Raw genomic sequence first — 18899 nt, forward strand, 5'->3', positions numbered from 1 at the left:
GATGAATTTGGCAAAAAAGCCGCAATCGCCTAATCTCACCCGATCAAGCGATCGTGAAGACGAGCAGTCCCTAAGACAAGCAGCCGTGATGACAGGCAGCCGTGACGACGAGCATGAGTGAAGTCCCAGCAACCGACGAAAGCATCGCCCAGGCGAAGGCCGCCACCCGCAGGGTGCCGCTGGCGCGCGGCCTGTCGACCAAGCTGCTGCTGCTCACCATCGTCTTCGTGCTGTTGGCCGAAATCCTCATCTTCGTGCCCTGGATCGCCAGCTACAGGCTGAGCTGGCTGAAGGAGAGGCTGAGCACCGCCGCCGCGGTTTCGATCGTCCTGGTGCAGGGCGAACCTGCCTCGCTGTCGCGTGCCGCCCAGAACGACGTACTGATGGCGATCGGCGCCAAGGCGATCGCCGTACGCGACGGCGGCGTCTCGCGGCTTCTGGTGGTGGCCGAAATGCCGCCGCAGGTCGACGAGCATATCGATATCGCCAATGTCGGCATGATCAAGGGTATGACCGGCGCGCTGGACACGCTGTTTTTCGGCGGCAAGCGGATGCTGCGCGTTTTCGGGCCGGTCGGCGACAGCGACAAAGAATTCGAGCTGATCATGCCCGACCACCGCCTGCGCAATGCCATGCTGATCTATTCGCGCAACGTCGCCTTCGTCTCGCTGCTGATCTCGCTGTTCACCGCCATGCTGGTCTACGCCGCGATAGACTTGATCATGATCGGCCCGATCAGGACGATGACACGCTCGATGCTGTCCTTTTCCGAGGCGCCCGACGATCCCGGTCGGATCATTCACCCCGCCGCCCGGGCCGACGAGATCGGCGTCGCCGAACGCGAGCTGTCGCAGATGCAGGAGCGGCTGCAGAAGATGCTGACCGAGCAGAAGCACCTGGCCGATCTCGGCCTGGCCGTGTCGAAGATCAACCACGACATGCGCAACATCCTCGCCTCGGCGCAACTGATGTCGGACCGCCTGCGCCAGGTCAAGGACCCGACCGTGCAGGCCTTCGCACCAAAACTGCTGCGCGCGCTCGACCGTGCGGTGTCCTACTCGGAGGGCGTGCTGGCCTATGGCCGCACCCAGGAGCCGCCGCCGTCGCGCCGCAGGCTGCGGCTGCGCCAGCTGGTCGAAGACGTCCAGGGCCTGCTCGACATCGAATGCGGCATCGAATTCGTCAACGCCGTCGACCCGGTGCTCGAGGTCGATGCCGATTCCGACCAGCTGTTCCGCGTGCTCACCAATCTTAGCCGCAACGCCGTGCAGGCGATGGCGGCGGACACCGAGAGCGCCGTGGTGCGCCGCCTGACCATATCGGCCGAGCGCATCGGCAGCGTCAGCCGCATCGTCGTCACCGACACCGGCCCCGGCCTGCCGCCTAAGGCGCGCGAAAACCTGTTCGCGGCATTTCGCGGCTCGGCCCGCAGCGGCGGCACCGGCCTTGGCCTGGCGATCGCCCATGAATTGATCCGCGCCCATGGCGGCACGGTGGAGCTGGTCGAATCGATCGGCGGTCGCACCACATTCGCGGTCACCATTCCCGACCAGCCGGTCCGGCTCGACCAGGCCCGCAACGGGCTGCGCCGCCCGGCGTAACGAACCGTTTCGTTACGGATCGTTTCAATCACAAAGGGTGGCTCGGCCGCCGTGCAACGGCTCGTTTCGTTACGGACCGTTCCGATTGGCAAATGACCGGTCCAAGACGACGACCTATCGGCTCGGCCGCTGCGTGAAGTGATCTTGCCTTCGCCGGCCGGCGCATGACGGCAAAACATGACGGCAAAACTTTTGGCCAGGATCGGCTTGCTTTTCGCAAATTCAGTCGCTAGGGAACAGCTCACATTCGCGGCCGGTCGCCAGGATCGGATCGCGGGGCTATGCAAAGCATGGCCTGTTGCGCGCCCGTAGCTCAGCTGGATAGAGCACCAGACTACGAATCTGGGGGTCAGGAGTTCGAATCTCTTCGGGCGCGCCATTAAACTCAATGTACGGCCCGGGGACATAGGTAACAGAATCTGCCGCCACTGGCCGGAAGGTTGCCTTGAGTGAGCGCCGTCCTTGCAAAGAGCGGATGGTCCGCTGATGCGACTCAGTCGGCCTGCTTAATCTCCGGGGCCGGTTCAGTCGGCGGGCCTGGCGTGCAATCCTGGCCAGTGCATTCCTGCACGGGATCTTTCGCCGGCGGGAGACAATTTTGGCCTTCACAATGAACGGGCGGCTGCGTTGTTGCGGCTTTATTGTTCTGCGGCACAGGCCGATCCTCAGCGCGAACGGCCGGCGTTCCAAGGTCGATCATGGCCGTGCACAAGAGCGCAATCCGAAGCAAATTCATTTTCGCCTCCGCAACTGACAGCGAGACGCAGATTATACCTTCGAACTGCGGCCAACATCCTGTCACCCGCGAACGGCGTTAACAGTGCGTTTCATTGCCGGTCGGAAGGGCGTACCGATTGAGATCGAGCGTCGTCCTCTTCCTGGCAAAATAGCGCCAGAAACGGGGCTTTCGGCCAGAGGTGACTGAAGCCAACCTTCCGATTTTCCTGTACACCTGTTCGAAGGGTTTGAGGTGCCTTAGGCTTTCGCAAATTCGAGGTTCTTCAGTTCTTTCACGAGGGAACGTAGATGACGGCATTCAACAGCGTCCGCTTCCGGGTCAAGCCGGGTAGTGAAGACGAATTCGTTGAACTGTTCAGCAGCGCTCCGCGCAACTTCGAGGGATTGCGAAAAATGGCTCTCATCAAATCGGGAGACGGCGCCTTCTTCTCGATTGGAGAGTGTGACACGTTCCAGCACATGGTCGATGCCAGGCCCAAAATGCTAGGCAATCCTGATCGGTTCCGGCATACGTTGCAGCAGCTTGAGGGCGGATATACGGATGCTGTTTCCGGCGAGGCTGTCTTCGAAACGGACGGCAGCAGCGGCGGCAGGTCGGTATAGCTTCGCACTTCGAAAAGCTTATGCCGTGCGCCACTTCCCGGCTCTATCACCTAAACCGCACATTCCCCCTGGAAAGCTCTGCCACCGACCTGCATCCCATCAGCCGCATGTCGCGTTCGATCTCGGTTCGCATCAGGCCGAGCGCCCGTTCGACGCCGGCCTGTCCGGCGGCTGCCAGCGGGAAGAGATAGTAGCGCCCGACGCCGACGGCCTTGGCGCCCAACGACAGGGCTTTCAGCACATGCGTGCCGCGCTGGACGCCGCTGTCGATGATGACGTCTATCTTGTCGCCCACCGCGTCAACGATCTCCGACAGCTGGTCGAAGGGGCTGCGCGAGCCGTCCAGCTGCCTGCCGCCATGATTTGACAGAACGATACCGGTGCAGCCGATGTCGACGGCTTTTCTGGCATCGGCGACGCTCATGATCCCCTTCAGGCAGAACTGGCCGTTCCAGAAGTGGACCATGTCTTCGACGTCCTTCCAATCCAGCGATGGATCGAGGATCTCGGTGAAATAGCGGCTGATGGAAAGCGCTCCGCCACCGAGATCGATATGGCCGTCCAACTGCGGCAGGCTGAACTTTTCGTGTGTCAAATAGTCGATAGCCCATCTCGGCTTGATCGCGAACTGCATCATGCCGCCGGGCGTAAGCCGAAATGGGATGGAAAAGCCGGTCCGCAGGTCACGCTCGCGGTTTCCGCCGGTGACGCTGTCGACCGTCAGCATCATCACCTCGACGCCGGACGCCTTGGCGCGCTCCATCATGGCGCGGTTCAGGCCGCGATCCCTATGGAAATAGAACTGATAGACCTGCGGCGTCCTGTGCTTGCGGACTTCCTCCAGGCTGACCGTGCCGAGCGACGAGACGCCGAACATCGTGCCGAACTTCTCCGCCGCCGCGGCGACGGCGCGCTCGCCGCTATGGTGAAACAGTCGCTGGAGAGCCGTCGGCGAACAATAGACCGGCATCGCCAGCTTCTGGCCCATGACGGTGACCGACATGTCGACCTGTCCGACGCCGGCAAGGACGTTGGGGACGAGATCGCAGTCCTCGAACGCCGCCGTGTTGCGCCGCAGCGTCGTCTCGTCGTCCGCGCCGCCATCGATATAATTGAAGATCGGACCTGGCAGGCGCTGTTTTGCCAGCCGGCGGAAGTCCTGAAAATTGTAGCAGCTTTGCAATCTCATGAAATCAATCGGGTATATGCCGGGCCCGATGTCAAGCCTGTGCCATTGTCGATCGCCGGCGCTCTCGCCTCAGCCCGCCAGAGCGCCAACCGACTCCCGCTCCACCAGCGGGCATTCGAGCTTGGTGATGGGATAGCGGCCACGACCGGGAGCAGCGGGGACTTCGAGCTGCTCGATCGCCCATTGTCCCATCGCCATATGCGGCAGGATCGACGTCGTCAGCGGCGGGAACAGATGCCGCGCGATCTCCTCGTCGTCATAACCGATCACCGAAATATCCCGGGGGATGTGCAGGCCGGCCTCCTTTAGCGCCTCGTAGCAGCCGATCGCGGTGCGGTCGTTCTGGCAGAAGATGGCGGTCGGCCGGTCCTTCAGCGCCAAGAGCTTGACGGTCGCGGCATAGCCGGCGCTCGCCGACCAGTCGCCTTCGACGACCAGCGCCGGGTCGAAGGGGATGTCGGCCGTCGCCAGCGCCCGGCGGTAACCCTTCAGCCGGTCCTGCGCCGCTTGCATCCAGGGCTCGCCGGTAATGGTGGCGATGCGCCGGTGGCCATGGCCGATCAAGTGGCGGGTGGAGCTCTGGCCGCCGGCGATCTCGCTCGGCACCACGGCGGGGAAGGCATAGTCGGCGGTGTAGCAGTTGAGCAGGATGACCGGAATGTCGAGGCCGTAGAGATAGTCCGGCGCGACGATCTCGCGGGTGAAGATGGTCATGTAGATCAGCGCCGAAATGCCCCGCTTGGTCAGCGCCGCGATGGCGCGAGGCTCCATCACCTCGTCGCCCATGGTCTGCGCCACCAAAAGCACATTGCCGGCGTTCCATGAGGCTTGCCGCGCCCCTTCAATGGCGACGACCGCCTCCGGGCTGGTCGCCAGTTGGTCGACTGCGAAGCCGATCACGCCATCCAGCCCGCCGAATGCGGCAACAGGGGCTCGCAAGGCAGAAAACACCGGCGGCGAATAGCCCAGCGTTCGTGCGGTCTCAATCACCCGCTCTCGGGTTTGCTGCGACAGCCTTATGCCCGGCGTGTTGTTGAGGACGAACGAGACCGTCGCCTGCGAACAGCCTGCGGCCCTGGCGATGTCGGTCATGGTGACGCGGCCCTTGGGGTTTTTCCCGGACGGCTTTCGCCGTCTGGTACCCTGAAGGACCGCATCCCGAAGTGGTTCGTTCACGTCGTTAGTCCCTCGAATTTCGCATTTATAAGGCAAAGCGCTACTAATAGATATAATCTACCCTCTTACGCGATTTAGTCGCCAATCCCAAGCGGCAACGATTGGAAGACCTCTCTTTTGTGGCGAGGATCCCCCGATCCACTAATACTCTTTACTAATATCTGGCATCCCTATAACGTCAATCCGTCATGCCCGGACGACATCGGACCGTGCGTGTTCGGAATGCAAGCCAGCCTGGTATCGGACGGTTCCCGTCAGCCGAAGTTCGCCTGCCGTTTCGGGAAATGTCAGACAAATCGGACTATTTACGAACGGCGAATGAGTCTCTAAAGTCGATGATCGCGGCTGGAATGGCGTCGTTCCTCGCTGCCGGAACCCTGAGGAGGAGGGCGTCCAAGCCGCGTCGGCACGTTCATCATCAGCGAAAATTACTAAGTCAAATGGGAGGTTGAATATGAAATCTGTAATACGAAATGCGTCCGTCGCCGCTGCGGCCCTGCTGCTCGGCCTGTCCGTCAGCGCAATTGCGCGGGCCGACGACAAGCCGACACTGGCCTTCGTCGTCAACGGCGCTTCCGATTTCTGGAAGGCGGCCGAAGCCGGCGTCAAGAAGGCTCAAGGCGAACTGCCCAAATACAATCTGGAGCTCAAATATCCGGAGCAGTCCTCGGTCGCCATCCAGCAGCGCCTGATGGACGATCTGGTGACGGCCGGCGTGAAGGCGATCATGGTCTCGGCCGTCGATCCCAAGACGTCGACCGACGGGCTGAACAAGATCGCCTCGGAAACGGCGTTGTTCACCACCGACAGCGACGCACCGCAGACCAAGCGTGTCGCCTATATCGGCTCTTCCAATGTCGATGCCGGCAAGCAGGCGGCAGAGATCGCCAAGAAGGCAATGCCTGACGGCGGCAAGTGCCTCGGCTTCGTTGGCCTGCTCGGCGCCGACAATGCCAAGGAACGTATCCAGGGCATGAAGGAAGGTCTCGCCGGCACCAAGATCGAATTGGTCGACGTGCGCGGCGACGACATCGATCAGGCTCGCGCCAAGAAGAACGTCGAGGACGCGCTGGTCGCCAGCCCCGACGTCACTTGCATGGTCGGCTTCTATTCCTACAACACGCCGCGCATCTATGAAGCGCTGCGCGATGCCGGCAAGCTCGGCCAGATCACCGTCGTCGGCTTCGACGACGATCCGATCACGCTGGGCGGCGTCAAGGAAGGCACCGTCGCCGCCACCGTCGTGCAGCAGCCCTTCGAATGGGCCTATCAGGGCATGAAGCTGATGGCTGCCTATCTCGAGGGCGACAAGTCGGGCATTCCCGCCGATGGACTGATCATCATCCCGACCAAGATCATCGGCAAGGACGATGTTGACGCCTACGCCGCCAGCCTCAAGGCGATGTCTGGAAACTGAGCGAATTAGGTTGCGCCGGCTCAAGGTTCGCCTTGAGCCGGCGTTCTATTGACGGGCTTCGCGAGGCCCGTCAGTCTGAGACCAAACGGCTCACCGGCTGCTGTCAGGCGTGATGAATTATTCCGACCCATCCATCGTTGCATCCACGGCCGCTCCGTTCCTGAGCCTCGACGGTGTGCGCAAGACCTATCCCGGTGTCGTCGCGCTGGACGGATTCTCGATGGACGTAAGGCCCGGCGAGGTCATCGGCCTGGTCGGCGAAAACGGCGCCGGCAAATCGACGCTGATGAAGATCCTCGGCGGCGTGACCAGGCCGGACACCGGCACCATCACCGTCGATGGCGTCGCCCATGACGGGCTGACTGTCGAGGCGAGCATCGGCTCGGGCATCGCTTTCGTCCACCAGGAACTCAACCTGTTCGAAAACCTCGACGTGGCCGCCAATATCTTCTTTGGCCGCGAACCGCTGCGCGCCGGGCCGCTCAAGCTCGTCGACCGCGCCAGGCTGCGAGCGCAGGCGGCGCCGCTGCTCAAACGCGTGGGCGCCAATTTCTCGGCCGATACGCCGGTGTCGGCGCTGTCGCTGGCGCAGCAGCAAATGGTCGAGATCGCCAAGGCGCTGTCGATCGAGGCAAGGCTGGTTATCCTTGACGAACCGACCTCGAGCCTGCCGATCGCCGAAACCGACAAGCTGCTCGGCGTCATCAAGGCGCTCAAGGCAGACGGCATCAGTGTCATTTTCATCTCGCACCGCCTTCACGAGGTCGAGCGCGTCGCCGACCGCGTCGTCGTGCTCAGGGACGGAATGCTCGCCGGAACCTTGCCGAAGAGCGCGATCAATCACGACCAGATGGTCAAGCTGATGATCGGCCGCATGCTGAAGGAGCGCGAGAAGGCCGCGGAATCGGCGCGCCCGCCGGGCTCTGTCGCGCTGTCGGTCAAGGCCATTCGCACCGCTGCCTATCCCGACCGGCCCGTCGACCTCGATGTCAGGCATGGCGAGATCCTCGGCCTCGCCGGTCTCGTCGGCTCCGGCCGGACGGAGCTGGCGCGCGTCCTGTTCGGCATCGACAAGAGCTTTGGCGGCTCGTTCCAGCTTGACGGAAAAGATCTGGTTCTTGGTTCGGCCGCGGACGCAGTGGCCAACGGTATTTTCCTCGTCCCCGAGGATCGCAAGCTGACCGGCATCCTGCTCGACCTGTCGATTGCCCAGAACATTTCGCTGCCCAATCTGCCGGCGCATTCGCGGCGCTCGCTGGTCTCGGCCGGCGCGGAATCCGCCACCGCCGAGAAGCAGAAGACCGATCTCGGCATCAGGGCGCCCTCCGTCCAGACGCGCACCGGCACGCTGTCCGGCGGCAACCAGCAAAAGGTCGTGCTGGCCAAATGGCTGGCGATGAAGCCGAAGGTGATGATTCTTGACGAACCGACCCGCGGTATCGACATCGGCGCCAAGGCCGAGATCTACGGGCTGATGCGGGCGCTGGCCGATGCCGGCGTCGCCGTGCTGATGATCTCCAGCGACATGGAGGAGGTGATCGGCGTTTCCGACCGCATTGCCGTCATGCATGAAGGCCAGATCTCCGGCATTCTCGACAAGGACCGGTTCAGCCAGGAAAACGTGCTGCTGCTGGCGGTCGGCAAGCAGCCGAAGTAGTTCGCAGGCACTGGGAGAAGACGATGAGCAAGAAAGATCTCGGCCTGCTGATCCTGATCCTGGTGGTCGGCGCGGTGGTGGCAATCATCAACCCACGCTTCCTGCTGCCGATCAATCTCGCCAACACCTCGAACCTGATCGGGTTGTTCGGCATCCTGTCGATTGGCCAAGCCTTCGTCATCATCACCGGTGGCATCGAATTGTCGGTCGGCTCGGTGGTTGCGCTGCTCGGCGTGCTGTTCATCGACTTCATCGCCACGCGCGGCATGGCCTGGCCGGTCGCCCTGCCGCTGATCCTGGTGCTCGGCGGCATCATCGGGCTGGCGCATGGCTGGCTGATCACCCGGCTCAAATTGCAGCCTTTCGTGGTGACTTTGTGCGGCCTGTTGATCTATCGCGGCGTGGCGCGCTTCTACACCGCTGACGGCACCGCCGGCTTTGCCTTCGGACAGAACTTCCCGGAACTCGAGTTCCTGACGGCGGGGCGGTCCTGGGGCGTGCCGAACAGCTTCATCGCGCTGATCGTCATCGCCGTCGTCATGTGGGTGGTGCTGCACCGGTCGGTGTTCGGGCGCTATCTCTATGCCATCGGCAAGAACGAGGAAGCGGCGAAATATTCCGGCATCCGCACCGGCCGCATCGTCATGGCCGCCTATGTTATCTGCGGCGTGCTGACGGCGCTGTCAGCTATCTATTTCGCCATGTACACACGCTCGATCTCGCCGGCGAGCCACGGTCAGTTCTACGAGCTCTATGCCATCGCGGCCGCGGTGCTCGGCGGCTTCTCGCTGCGTGGCGGCGAAGGCTCGCTGATCGGCGTCCTGCTCGGCACCGTGCTGCTGCAGGAGCTGCAGAACCTCGTCAACCTGCTCGGCATCCCGTCCTCGCTCAACTTCGCCGTCATGGGCGGGGTGATCCTCATCGGCGTGCTGGTCGACCAGCAATGGGGCGTGTTCAGGGCGCGGCGGCGGATGCTGGAAGCCACACGCAAGGGCGTGGCGGGTGCTGCCGCCGAGTGACGCAAAAATAGCTGGATGAAATACGCCGACGGCCATAGCAGGTGGCGTGAAAGAGTCAGCCGGAGCTTCGCGACAGCAGTTCAGGTCGGTCTCTATTTGGAACGAAACCCGTATCTGAGCGTTTATTTAAGCTTTGCTACGCGGAGGCGTTCCATGCCCACGAATCCAGTTAGTACCGCCAAAGTAGGAACTCACCCCCTCCACCCGATGCTGATACCTTTTCCTGTCGCGTTTCTTGTCGGTGCGTTTGTCACCGACCTGGTTTTCTGGGGGACTGCCGATGCCTTCTGGGCACGGGCATCGATGTGGCTGATCGGGGCAGCCATAGTAATGGCCCTTCTCGCTGCGACAGCCGGATTTATCGACTTCCTCAACGAGCCGCGCATTCGCGCCTTGTCCGACGCCTGGTACCACATGCTAGGCAACTTGACCGCGGTCGTTGTGGCACTGATCAATTTCTACCTTCGCTATGCGCAAGGCGCCGAAGCCGCGGTTCGCCCATGGGGTGTGCTCTTGTCGTTCATAGTGGTCTGCATACTGCTGTTCACCGGCTGGAAGGGCTGGGAGATGGTGTATCGGCACCACGTTGCAGTTCTGGACACACCAGCGGATGCGCCAGCGAAGCCTTCGACAACCACTGCCACGGATACTCGTCACGCTGGTCGGGACCGGCACGCCGCATGAGGCCATAATCCCGAAAAGTGGATACCGGTTTCCAAAAAGATATCGGTTAGACAAGTAGCGCCCATACCGAATGCATCGGATGGGCGCTACTTTAGATAAGGCCCGACATGTCGGAGAAGGCCATGGCCTTGCGCAGCACCTCGGCGAAGCGCTCGCCGGCGGCTTCACGAGGGCCGCTATTGTCGATCGAGGTGACACCCGGTCCGGACAGCGCGACATTGGCACTGCGCGCCAGCCGTGCCAGCACTTCGCCGCGCGATTCGCGACCGCGCAATGCCAGCCGCTCGGCCAGGATATCCGGTGTAGCCGTGATCTCGACGACAGCCAGATTGGCGTAGCGCTCCCGCAGCGCCGGGATGATCGCGCGCGAGACGTTGGCGATCGCGACACGGCCGTTTGAGACCGACCAATCGACTTGGGCCGGGATGCCATAGCGCAGGCCATGCGCCTCCCAGGAAATCGCGAAGGCGCCATCCGCTTCGGCCTCGACGAAGGCAACGTCGGCGAGCGTGTCGTGGTCCTCGGTGGCCGCATCGCTCGGCCGGGTGATCACCCGGCGCACGAACTCCAGCCGGCTCTCGTCGGCAAACACGGCGCGCGCATAGCCGATCACCGTGTCCTTGCCGGCACCGCTCGGCCCGACGACGGCGACGAAGACACCGTCGCGGATCGGAAATCCCGTAGCGGACAATTCACGCTCGACCGATGCCGACACCATCATGCGACCCGGCGTCCCTGCCGCCAGACCGTGCGGACGACCGGGACATGGTCGTCGACGCGCACGCGAACCAGATCGGCGCGCCGGCCGGGCTCGATGACACCGCGATCGGTGAGGCCGACCGCCTCGGCCGGGTTCTTCGAGACCATCGCCACCGCCTGTGGCAAGGAAATGCCCTCGACCACGTCGCCGAGGAAGAAGGCTGACTGGATCAGACTGAAGGGAATGTAGTCCGACGACAGGATATCGAGCAGGCCATCGCCGGCCAGCGTGCGGGCCGAGACATTGCCCGAATGCGACGCGCCGCGCATGACGTTCGGCGCGCCCATCAATACGCCGAGCCCTGCCTCTTTTGAAGCCCGCGCCGCCTCCTCGGTGGTCGGGAACTCGGCGACGCGCACACCTTGCTCGATCGCTTCGTCGACATGGCCGACGGTTGCGTCGTCATGGCTGGCGAGCACGATGCCGCGCTCTTGGCAGGCAGCGGCGATGAAGCTGCGGTTCGGGCTCGAATTCCTCGCCGATTCCGCCATCCGCTTTTCGCAGAATTTCTGGAAATCGCGATCGGTCAGCTTCAGCTTGCGCTGGTAATAATAGGCATAGGTTTCGAGATCGACGAATTGGCGCTGTCCCGGCGCATGGTCCATCAGCGACGCCAGCCTGACCCGCTCGTCGCCTTCGAAATTGGCGAAGGCTGTGAGGCAGTCCGGCGCCGAAACCTCGCAGCGCAAATGGATGAAATGGTCGGCCCTGAGCCGGTCCTGCTGCACGCTGTCCTCGATCGCGTCGGCCAGTTTGCGTATGTCGGCGGCCGTCAGGTCGGCGTCCTCGTCCATGCCGACGCGCAAGGCGTCGAGCACGGTGGTGATGCCGGCCGTCGCCACCTGCGCGTCATGCGCGAGAACCGCGGCGATCGGGTTCCAGCGCACTTTCGGCCGCGGCGCGTAATGGCCTTCGAGATGGTCGGTATGGAGCTCGACCAGGCCAGGGATGATGAAGTCGCCGCCCATGTCCTCGCCGCTGCGGCCAGCGCCGGGATCGATGGCGGCGATCACCCCGTCGCGCAGCACGATCGACCCTTCGACGATCTGGTCGGCCAGCACGATACGGGCATTGTCAAGAACGGTCTCGGCAGTCATTTCAGGCAGTCCTTGCAGCATTTTGCAGCCAATTGAAAATGAATTGGCTTCGCACCATGCGGTTAAAGCAAATAGTCATTTAGGCAGTTCTTCTGGCCGGGCGGCGCCCGAGCGCGTGATGGGACAGCACCATGAACGGTGCGCCCGGTTCAGTTTCCACAAACAGCGTCAGCGCGTCCACCGCCACCGGCCGTTGCAGCACGTCCGCAAACAGGCTGTCGATTGCTAGGCGAAGACGAGGGCTTTCCTGTGACGACACCCGGCCGGACAGCGTCATATGGAAGCGAAACGTCTCGAAGACATAGGGATAGCCCCACTGGCAGAGATTACGGAACTCGTCGGGCTTCAGCGAATCGGGGCTGCGCCGTTCGATCTCGGCTTCCGTCAACGGCGCGCGAAAGCGGTCGAAGTCGCGCACCACGTCGTCGGCGAAGCGGTTGAGCGCCGGCAGCGGTGCTTCCGGCACCAGCGCGAAGAAGCCGTCGATCTGGCTGACGACGAGGCGCGGGATCGTAACCAGCGGCGTCGCCTCGGCAAAATCGTCGAGTGCTGCACGAAGCGACGTTTCCGTCTCGTTGGAGGCCAGTCTGAAGGGCGCCTTCAGTGTCGCATGAAAGCCATAGCGGCGCGCCGAGGCGGTATGGAAGGCAACTTCTGCCGCCGACAACTCGCCCGCAGCCTCGACCGGCTTTGTGGCGGCACCGAATGGGTCGCGGGCGAGCCAGTCGGCAGCGATCCGTGCCAGCGGTTCGTCCTGTCGGGGGGTGAAATAGATCGCGTAGCGCATCGAAAGTCCTCGTCAGCCCCGCTGCCATAGGTGATTTCCATGACGAATTGACGAAGCTTTGCGGCGTTTTCGGTAACAAAACCACACAGCCGGGTCGTTAGCCGACGATTTTTCGCTTGGACCAGCGGTTGGGGCGAAGGGGAAGTGGTTAGGCCTTCATCAGCCATTCGTGCTCGGGCGCGTTGTGGAATTTCCACGTCCGCTTCGGTCCGGCCATGACGTTGAGATAATAGAGATCATAGCCGTGGCAGGCGGCGCAGGGGTGATAACCCTTGGGGACCAGCACGACGTCGCCGTCCTCGATCGCCATCGCCTCGTCGAGCGAACGAGCACCGTTCTGGTCGGCATCGGTGTAGACGCGCTGGAAAGCAAAGCCCTGTGGCGGGTTGAGACGGTGGTAATAGGTCTCCTCGAGATAGGATTCGGCCGGCAGATTGTCCTGGTCGTGCTTGTGCGGCGGATAGCTCGATGTGTGGCCGCCGGGTGTGATGACTTCAACCACCAGCAAGGAATCGGCCGGCTTGCCCTCCGGCAGGATGTTGGTGACGTAGCGCGTGTTGGTGCCTTTGCCGCGAACCTCGTGGCCGAGATCGTCGGGCGCGATGACACGGACCGGCAGACCGCCGCCCAGTCCTGGCGCCGAACAGATGGCAAGTTCGAGATCGGTATCGGCGCTCACCGACCACTCCGACCCCTGCGGCACATAGACCGACCAAGGCTTGCCTTCGAACGGCGACATGCGTTCGCCCAGCAAGCCGAGATCCTTGCCGCCGGCCTTGGCCTTGCCCTTGCCGGTGACGAACACCAGGCAGACCTCACGATCCGCGGTTTGCCCGGAAGCGCTCTCGCCGGGCCTGAGCCGATGCAGATCGAAGCCGACATAGGTCCAGCCGGCGTTTTGCGGCGTCACATGAGCGATGCGGCCGTGGCCCTTATTGGCTTTGACGAGCAGCTTAGACATGGTCATTCCTTCGGTTTGGCGTCTGCCGATGGCTCGTCCTCGTCAGCCGGCTTGTAGAGGTAGAAAAACTGCCAGACGGCATAGCCGGCGAAGCCGAGCGCGATCACGCCCCAGAACGGCGTGCCGGTGGCGAATTCGATTACCGACCAGACCAGGCAGACCGCGACAACGGCGACGCGCCGCCACAGCGGCCGGAAAAACGGGTGCTCGGAGTCTTTCATCGGATCAACACCTTTCCTCGCGAACTCTCAAGCATTGGGAAAGCCCTGTGTCTCCACCGTATAGCCGGCCGCCGTCATAGCCCGCATCAATTCCTTGTAGCCGACCTGCGCCATCTTGAGCGGCGGGTTCTTCTTCGGATCCTGCTCGGCCTCGACCACGAACCAGCCCTCATAGCCATGGTCGGCGAGCCTCTGGACGATGGCGCCAAAATCCAGCGAGCCATCTCCCGGCACGGTGAAGGCGCCAAGTGCCACCGCGTCGAGGAACGATTGCTTCTCGCGATCCAGTCCCGCGATCACCTCCATGCGCACATCTTTCACATGCACATGGTTGATGCGCGGGTGGTGGTTATCAATAGCGCGCAGCACATCGCCGCCGGCAAAGGCCAGGTGACCCGCGTCGAGCAGCAATGGAATGCCTTCTCCCGAGTAACGCATGAAGGCATCTAGCTCTGGCTCGGTCTCAACTACTGCCGCCATATGATGATGGTAGGAGAGCGGCATGCCTTGCTCTGCACACCATTCGCCGAACTGCGTGAGCCGCCGGGCGTAGGCTTTCATTTCCTCGTCCGAAAGCCTGGGCTTGCTGGCGAGCGGCTTCGAGCGGTCGCCCTGGATGGAGCGGCCGACTTCACCATAGACGATGCATGGCGCGTTCACCGCCTTGAACAGGTCGATCATCGGCTGGATACGATCCTTGTTCTTCGCCATGTCTTCGTCGACCAGCGTCCCCGAGAACCAGCCGCCGCAAAGCGTCACGTCGGCCTCTTTCAGGATCGGCAGCATGATTTGCGGATCGTTGGGAAAGCGGCGGCCCATTTCCATTCCGGTAAAGCCAGCCGAGCGCGACTGGCGCAGGCACTCCTCCAGCGACACATCATCGCTGAGTTCGGCGAGATCGTCGTTCCACCATGCAATGGGGGACATGCCCAGTTTGGCTTTCAAGTCGTCACTCCAGTTTCAGACATTCGAGGCGCGTTCGCGGATGGCTAAAGAACCCGCCCGCTCAGCGCTTCCTCATATTTCTTGCGCGCCGCATTCACTTGCGGCCGTGCCGAGACTTCCGGCACTGCGACATCCCACCAGCTTCCACCGGCCTCGGTCGAAACCAGCGGGTCGGTGTCGATGACCAGCACCGTCGTTCGCGTGTTCTTCTTCGCTTGCGCCAGCGCCGTTTCCAGCCCGGCGACCGACGGCACTTTTTCGGCAATCGCACCCATGCTCGCAGCGTGTGCGGCGAAGTCGATCTCGGGCAAGGTTTCGTGACGGGCGTCCTTCAGCAGATTGTTGAAGTTGGCGCCGCCGGTCGCCATCTGCAACCGGTTGATACAGCCATAGCCGCGGTTGTCGAGCAGCACGATGGTCAGCTTGAGGCCGAGCATCACCGAGGTCGCGATCTCGGAATTGAGCATCAGGTAAGAGCCGTCGCCGATCATGACCACGACCTCTTCGTCCGGCTTGGCCATCTTGACGCCAAGCCCGCCGGCGATTTCATAGCCCATTGTCGAGAAGCCGTATTCTGCGTGGTAGGAGCCGGGCGCGCCCGCCTGCCATAGCTTGTGCAATTCGCCGGGCAAGCCGCCGGCGGCATGAAGCAGTACCACGCCGGAGCCCATGGCGCGCTGTACTGCGCCGATCACTTGCGCGTCGGACGGATAGGCGGCATTGGTCGACGCCGTCACCTTGTCGGCATCCGCTTGCCAGTTCTTCTTGCCCGCGATCGCATTGTCGGTCCAGCCTGAAGGGGCTTTCCAGCCTTTCAGCGCCGCAGCGAGTTCGGCGAGCCCTTCCGCCGCATCGGCGACCAGCGGCAGCGCCTGGTGCTTTCCGGCGTCAAAAGGCTGCACGTTGAGCCCGATGATGGTCCTGCCGGCATGCTTGAACAATGCCCAGGAGCCGGTGGTGAAATCCTGCAGTCTGGTGCCGACGGCAAGCACGACGTCGGCCTCTTCGGCCAGCCTGTTGGCCGCCGAAGTGCCGGTAACGCCGACCGCGCCCATGTTCAACGGATGATCGTCCGGGAGCGAGGATTTGCCGCCTTGCGTCTCACAAACTGGAATGCCGGCGCCTTGCACCAGTTTTGCCAGCTCCTCGGACGCCTGCGAATAGAGTACGCCGCCGCCGGCGATGATCAGCGGCTTTTTCGCCGCTTTGAGTACCGCGACTGCGGCCGCCAGTTCGTTGCGGTCCGGGCGCTGCCGTCGCGGCGTCCAGAGTCGCTCGGCAAAGAAACTCTCGGGGTAGTCATAGGCCTCGGCCTGCACGTCCTGGCACAGCGCCAGCGTCACCGGGCCGCATTCGGCGGGATCGGTCAGCACCTGCATGGCGCGATTGAGCGCCGGCATGATCTGCTCCGGCCGCGTGATGCGGTCGAAATAGCGCGACACCGGGCGGAGGCAGTCATTGACCGTCGCCGTGCCGTCGGAAAAATCCTCGGCCTGCTGCAGGACGGGATCGGGAATGCGATTGGCGAAGACGTCGCCGGGCAGAAACAGGACAGGCAACCTGTTTACATGCGCAAGCGCCGCAGCGGTCACCATGTTGAGCGCGCCGGGGCCGATCGAACTGGTCGCGGCCATGAAGCGGCGGCGGAAATTGGCCTTGGCGTAGGCGATCGCCGCATGCGCCATTGCCTGCTCGTTATGGGCACGGAAGGTCGGCAGTTCGTCGCGAACCTGGTAGAGCGCCTCGCCGACGCCGGCGACATTGCCGTGGCCGAAGATCGCCCAGACGCCGCCGAAGATCGGCACTTTCTTGCCGTGCATCTCGGTCATCTGTCGGGCAAGAAAGCGGGTCAGCGCCTGCGCCATCGTCAGGCGGATTGTCTTGGTCATGTCGGTTCCTCCGCAGTGCTTATGTCGCGCCTTCTTATGCTGCTTTGCGACCGCGCGCCGCAAGCCATGCCTCGGTCAGTCTCTCGAAGCGAGATGCCATGTCGGCCACCGCCTCCTCGTCCGACATCTTGCCGGCAAGCCATTGTTCGGCCGCGTTAATGAAGATGGTGCGGCCGACAGCGAAGCCCTTGACGATAGGCGCCTTGGCGGTGGCGGCGAAGGCCGCTTCCAGCTCGTCCTGCGGCGCTTCCAGGCCAAGCAGCACAATCCCGCGGCACCACGGATCGTGCTTCAGGATCACCGCCTCGATCTTTGCCCATGCGCCGGCCGATGCCTGCGGTTCGAGCTTCCACCAATCGGGCTTGATGCCGAGTGCGTAGAGTTCCTCGAGCGCGCGCGGGATGGTCATGTCGTCGAGCCTGCCGTGCTTGCCGGCGATGATCTCGACCAGAAGTTCTCTGCCCATTTTCCGCGCGGCCTCGAACAAAGCGCGCAGTTTCTGCTGCTGTTCGCTCTTCAGCGCCGCGGGATCGTCGGGATGATAGAAGCACAGGCACTTGATGCAGTGGTCGACCGGCCATTCGGTCAGTTGCGAACCTATGTCTTGCGAGAACTCGAAGCGAAGCGGCCGCGAACTCGGCAACTCGACCGGCCGGCCGAGCCAGGCGAAGGAATGGTGGGCGAATTCGAACATCGCCTCGCGTCCGTATTTTTCGTCGAGCAGCATGCCGTAGCCGGCGCGGCCAGCCGCGACCTTGGCCGCAGCCTTGACCGTCAGCACCTTGAAAGCCGGGATTCGCGACGGATCGGCGCCGGCTTTTGCCGCGACATCCTCCAGCTGGACGCGGTGGTCGCAGGCGAACGCCATCAGCGAGGGGATGTCGCGCCGGCGCGTGGTCGCCCAATGGATGTGATTGATCGCCTCGTCCTTGCGCAGCGCCAGATGCTTGCTGCCGTTTTTCAGGAAGAACTGCAATTCCTCGAAAGTCGGGTATTCCGGTGCGCAGAGGAGCCGCGACACGGCAAAGGCGCCGCAGGCATTGGCCCAGGTCGCCGCCGTCGCCAAGCCTTCCTCGCCGAGCCAGCCGCGCAGGAAGCCCGACATGAAGGCGTCGCCGGCGCCGAGCACATTGTAGACCTCGATTGGAAATCCCTTGCCGACGATACCGTCCTCGAGGTCGTCGCTGATCGGCCCGTCATAGACGATGCAGCCCATGGCGCCGCGTTTCAGCACGATGGTTGCCGCCGACAGCGAGCGGATGGTTTTCAGCGCGCTCAGGCAATCGTCTGCGCCCGAGGCGATCATGATTTCCTCTTCGGTGCCGACGATGAGATCGCAATCGGGCAGCACCGTCTTCAACTGCGCCGAGACGCGGTCGGATTTCACATAGCGCTCGAAGCCTTCGGCGTGGCCGGCGAGACCCCAGAGGTTGGGGCGGTAGTCGATGTCGAACACCACCTTGCCGCCCTTGGCTTTCATGACACGGATCGCCTTGCGCTGGGCGGCGTCGCTGTTGGGCCGTGAAAAATGCGTGCCGGTGACGACGACCGCGCGTGCCGAAGCGATAAACGCCTCATCGATATCGTCTTTCGAAAGCGCCATGTCGGCGCAATCGCTGCGATAGAAGATCATCGGCGAGACGCCTTCATCCTCGACCGACAGCAGCACCAGGGCGGTCAGCCGCTCCGGATCGGTCTTGAGGCCTTGGACCGAAACGCCCTCGCGGGTCAGCTGCTCGCGGATGAAGCGGCCCATCTGCTCATTGCCGACGCGGGTGAGCAGCGCCGAGCGCAGGCCGAGCCTGGCAGTACCGACCGCGATATTGGCCGGACAGCCGCCGACCGACTTGGCAAAGGAAGTAATGTCCTCGAGGCGCGAGCCGATCTGCTGACCATAGAGATCGACGGAAGCGCGGCCGATTGTGATGATGTCGAGCGGCGCATGTCTCGCTTCCACGGCTTCGCCCATTCGAACCTCCCATCGGCTTTGTTGTCTTGGGTAACACGCGCGAGCGGCAGCGTGGCGCCGGCAATATGAAATAATAATTCCAATCCATAGTCAATATGGAACGAGCATTCCCAAGGCTGAAAAGTGCTGTGCAAGGCTCGCGCGTTCAGAAACTTTGAAGTCAGACGAACGTCAAGTGTCTACCAC

Annotated in this window: 16 protein-coding genes and 1 tRNA gene; 7 read left to right on the top strand and 10 right to left on the bottom strand. The window is 62.8% G+C overall.

Going from position 1 to position 18899, the window contains the following annotated elements:
• The first annotated feature begins 113 nt into the window (after nucleotides 1-113).
• The 3 genes from NKH28_RS00410 (at nucleotide 114) to NKH28_RS00420 (ending at nucleotide 2942) form a co-directional block, all read left to right on the top strand.
• On the top strand, nucleotides 114-1601 hold the full coding sequence (locus NKH28_RS00410) for an ATP-binding protein (RefSeq protein ID WP_023677495.1): 1488 nt from the start codon (nucleotides 114-116) through the stop codon (nucleotides 1599-1601).
• 302 nt (nucleotides 1602-1903) lie between these two features.
• Nucleotides 1904-1980, top strand: a tRNA-Arg gene (locus NKH28_RS00415).
• Between the two features lie 647 nt (nucleotides 1981-2627).
• Nucleotides 2628-2942 carry a DUF718 domain-containing protein gene (locus NKH28_RS00420; RefSeq protein ID WP_352472340.1) on the top strand — a complete coding sequence of 105 codons (315 nt, stop codon included), beginning with the start codon at nucleotides 2628-2630 and terminating at the stop codon, nucleotides 2940-2942.
• Nucleotides 2943-2988: 46 nt separating this feature from the next.
• Here NKH28_RS00420 and NKH28_RS00425 read toward each other — a convergent pair whose 3' ends face one another.
• Nucleotides 2989-4131: an alpha-hydroxy acid oxidase gene (locus NKH28_RS00425; protein ID WP_352472339.1), complete on the bottom strand. Its 1143-nt coding sequence runs from the start codon at nucleotides 4129-4131 to the stop codon at nucleotides 2989-2991.
• A 69-nt stretch (nucleotides 4132-4200) separates the two neighbouring features.
• A complete protein-coding gene (locus NKH28_RS00430) occupies nucleotides 4201-5223 on the bottom strand; it encodes a LacI family DNA-binding transcriptional regulator (protein WP_352970335.1) in 1023 nt (340 codons plus the stop codon).
• Between the two features lie 538 nt (nucleotides 5224-5761).
• Between NKH28_RS00430 and NKH28_RS00435 the strand changes: the two genes are divergently transcribed.
• The 4 genes from NKH28_RS00435 (at nucleotide 5762) to NKH28_RS00450 (ending at nucleotide 10084) form a co-directional block, all read left to right on the top strand.
• Nucleotides 5762-6724, top strand: coding sequence for a sugar-binding protein (locus NKH28_RS00435; RefSeq protein WP_352614994.1), 963 nt, complete (start codon nucleotides 5762-5764; stop codon nucleotides 6722-6724).
• Between the two features lie 112 nt (nucleotides 6725-6836).
• Nucleotides 6837-8381 carry a sugar ABC transporter ATP-binding protein gene (locus NKH28_RS00440; RefSeq protein WP_352614992.1) on the top strand — a complete coding sequence of 515 codons (1545 nt, stop codon included), beginning with the start codon at nucleotides 6837-6839 and terminating at the stop codon, nucleotides 8379-8381.
• Between the two features lie 23 nt (nucleotides 8382-8404).
• Nucleotides 8405-9400, top strand: coding sequence for an ABC transporter permease (locus NKH28_RS00445; protein ID WP_023677502.1), 996 nt, complete (start codon nucleotides 8405-8407; stop codon nucleotides 9398-9400).
• A 153-nt stretch (nucleotides 9401-9553) separates the two neighbouring features.
• Nucleotides 9554-10084: a DUF2231 domain-containing protein gene (locus NKH28_RS00450; RefSeq protein ID WP_352453004.1), complete on the top strand. Its 531-nt coding sequence runs from the start codon at nucleotides 9554-9556 to the stop codon at nucleotides 10082-10084.
• A gap of 91 nt (nucleotides 10085-10175) precedes the next feature.
• Here NKH28_RS00450 and phnN read toward each other — a convergent pair whose 3' ends face one another.
• The 8 genes from phnN to NKH28_RS00490 all read right to left on the bottom strand — a co-directional run bounded on the left by phnN (nucleotide 10176) and on the right by NKH28_RS00490 (nucleotide 18713).
• Nucleotides 10176-10805, bottom strand: coding sequence for a phosphonate metabolism protein/1,5-bisphosphokinase (PRPP-forming) PhnN (gene phnN / locus NKH28_RS00455; RefSeq protein WP_352977493.1), 630 nt, complete (start codon nucleotides 10803-10805; stop codon nucleotides 10176-10178).
• Entirely contained in the window at nucleotides 10802-11941 is a 1140-nt protein-coding gene (locus NKH28_RS00460; RefSeq protein ID WP_352977495.1) for an alpha-D-ribose 1-methylphosphonate 5-triphosphate diphosphatase, read from the bottom strand. Before NKH28_RS00460 ends, phnN begins: the two co-directional genes overlap by 4 nt.
• A gap of 79 nt (nucleotides 11942-12020) precedes the next feature.
• Nucleotides 12021-12728 carry a DUF1045 domain-containing protein gene (locus NKH28_RS00465; protein ID WP_352977497.1) on the bottom strand — a complete coding sequence of 236 codons (708 nt, stop codon included), beginning with the start codon at nucleotides 12726-12728 and terminating at the stop codon, nucleotides 12021-12023.
• 148 nt (nucleotides 12729-12876) lie between these two features.
• Nucleotides 12877-13689, bottom strand: coding sequence for a 5-deoxy-glucuronate isomerase (gene iolB, locus NKH28_RS00470; protein WP_352977499.1), 813 nt, complete (start codon nucleotides 13687-13689; stop codon nucleotides 12877-12879).
• Between the two features lie 2 nt (nucleotides 13690-13691).
• Nucleotides 13692-13910, bottom strand: coding sequence for a hypothetical protein (locus NKH28_RS00475; protein ID WP_023677508.1), 219 nt, complete (start codon nucleotides 13908-13910; stop codon nucleotides 13692-13694).
• A 27-nt stretch (nucleotides 13911-13937) separates the two neighbouring features.
• Nucleotides 13938-14855: a myo-inosose-2 dehydratase gene (gene iolE / locus NKH28_RS00480; protein WP_352453010.1), complete on the bottom strand. Its 918-nt coding sequence runs from the start codon at nucleotides 14853-14855 to the stop codon at nucleotides 13938-13940.
• A 44-nt stretch (nucleotides 14856-14899) separates the two neighbouring features.
• On the bottom strand, nucleotides 14900-16744 hold the full coding sequence (gene iolD, locus NKH28_RS00485) for a 3D-(3,5/4)-trihydroxycyclohexane-1,2-dione acylhydrolase (decyclizing) (RefSeq protein ID WP_352977501.1): 1845 nt from the start codon (nucleotides 16742-16744) through the stop codon (nucleotides 14900-14902).
• A 34-nt stretch (nucleotides 16745-16778) separates the two neighbouring features.
• The gene (locus NKH28_RS00490) at nucleotides 16779-18713 is read right to left on the bottom strand and encodes a bifunctional 5-dehydro-2-deoxygluconokinase/5-dehydro-2-deoxyphosphogluconate aldolase (protein ID WP_352977503.1); all 1935 of its coding nucleotides are present in this window, start codon (nucleotides 18711-18713) and stop codon (nucleotides 16779-16781) included.
• Between the last annotated feature and the right edge of the window lie 186 nt (nucleotides 18714-18899).

Origin of the sequence: Mesorhizobium sp. M1227 (genome assembly GCF_040318315.1) — a bacterium.
Taxonomy (GTDB): Bacteria; Pseudomonadota; Alphaproteobacteria; order Rhizobiales; family Rhizobiaceae; genus Mesorhizobium.

Excerpts from the sequence above, each read along its gene's own strand:
- NKH28_RS00410 (WP_023677495.1), top strand. The coding sequence starts at position 114 with ATGAGTGAAGTCCCAGCAACCGACGAAAGCATCGCCCAGGCGAAGGCC.
- NKH28_RS00420 (WP_352472340.1), top strand. The coding sequence starts at position 2,628 with ATGACGGCATTCAACAGCGTCCGCTTCCGGGTCAAGCCGGGTAGTGAA.
- NKH28_RS00425 (WP_352472339.1), bottom strand. The coding sequence starts at position 4,131 with ATGAGATTGCAAAGCTGCTACAATTTTCAGGACTTCCGCCGGCTGGCA.
- NKH28_RS00430 (WP_352970335.1), bottom strand. The coding sequence starts at position 5,223 with ATGACCGACATCGCCAGGGCCGCAGGCTGTTCGCAGGCGACGGTCTCG.
- NKH28_RS00435 (WP_352614994.1), top strand. The coding sequence starts at position 5,762 with ATGAAATCTGTAATACGAAATGCGTCCGTCGCCGCTGCGGCCCTGCTG.
- NKH28_RS00440 (WP_352614992.1), top strand. The coding sequence starts at position 6,837 with ATGAATTATTCCGACCCATCCATCGTTGCATCCACGGCCGCTCCGTTC.
- NKH28_RS00445 (WP_023677502.1), top strand. The coding sequence starts at position 8,405 with ATGAGCAAGAAAGATCTCGGCCTGCTGATCCTGATCCTGGTGGTCGGC.
- NKH28_RS00450 (WP_352453004.1), top strand. The coding sequence starts at position 9,554 with ATGCCCACGAATCCAGTTAGTACCGCCAAAGTAGGAACTCACCCCCTC.
- phnN (WP_352977493.1), bottom strand. The coding sequence starts at position 10,805 with ATGATGGTGTCGGCATCGGTCGAGCGTGAATTGTCCGCTACGGGATTT.
- NKH28_RS00460 (WP_352977495.1), bottom strand. The coding sequence starts at position 11,941 with ATGACTGCCGAGACCGTTCTTGACAATGCCCGTATCGTGCTGGCCGAC.
- NKH28_RS00465 (WP_352977497.1), bottom strand. The coding sequence starts at position 12,728 with ATGCGCTACGCGATCTATTTCACCCCCCGACAGGACGAACCGCTGGCA.
- iolB (WP_352977499.1), bottom strand. The coding sequence starts at position 13,689 with ATGTCTAAGCTGCTCGTCAAAGCCAATAAGGGCCACGGCCGCATCGCT.
- NKH28_RS00475 (WP_023677508.1), bottom strand. The coding sequence starts at position 13,910 with ATGAAAGACTCCGAGCACCCGTTTTTCCGGCCGCTGTGGCGGCGCGTC.
- iolD (WP_352977501.1), bottom strand. The coding sequence starts at position 16,744 with ATGACCAAGACAATCCGCCTGACGATGGCGCAGGCGCTGACCCGCTTT.
- NKH28_RS00490 (WP_352977503.1), bottom strand. The coding sequence starts at position 18,713 with ATGGGCGAAGCCGTGGAAGCGAGACATGCGCCGCTCGACATCATCACA.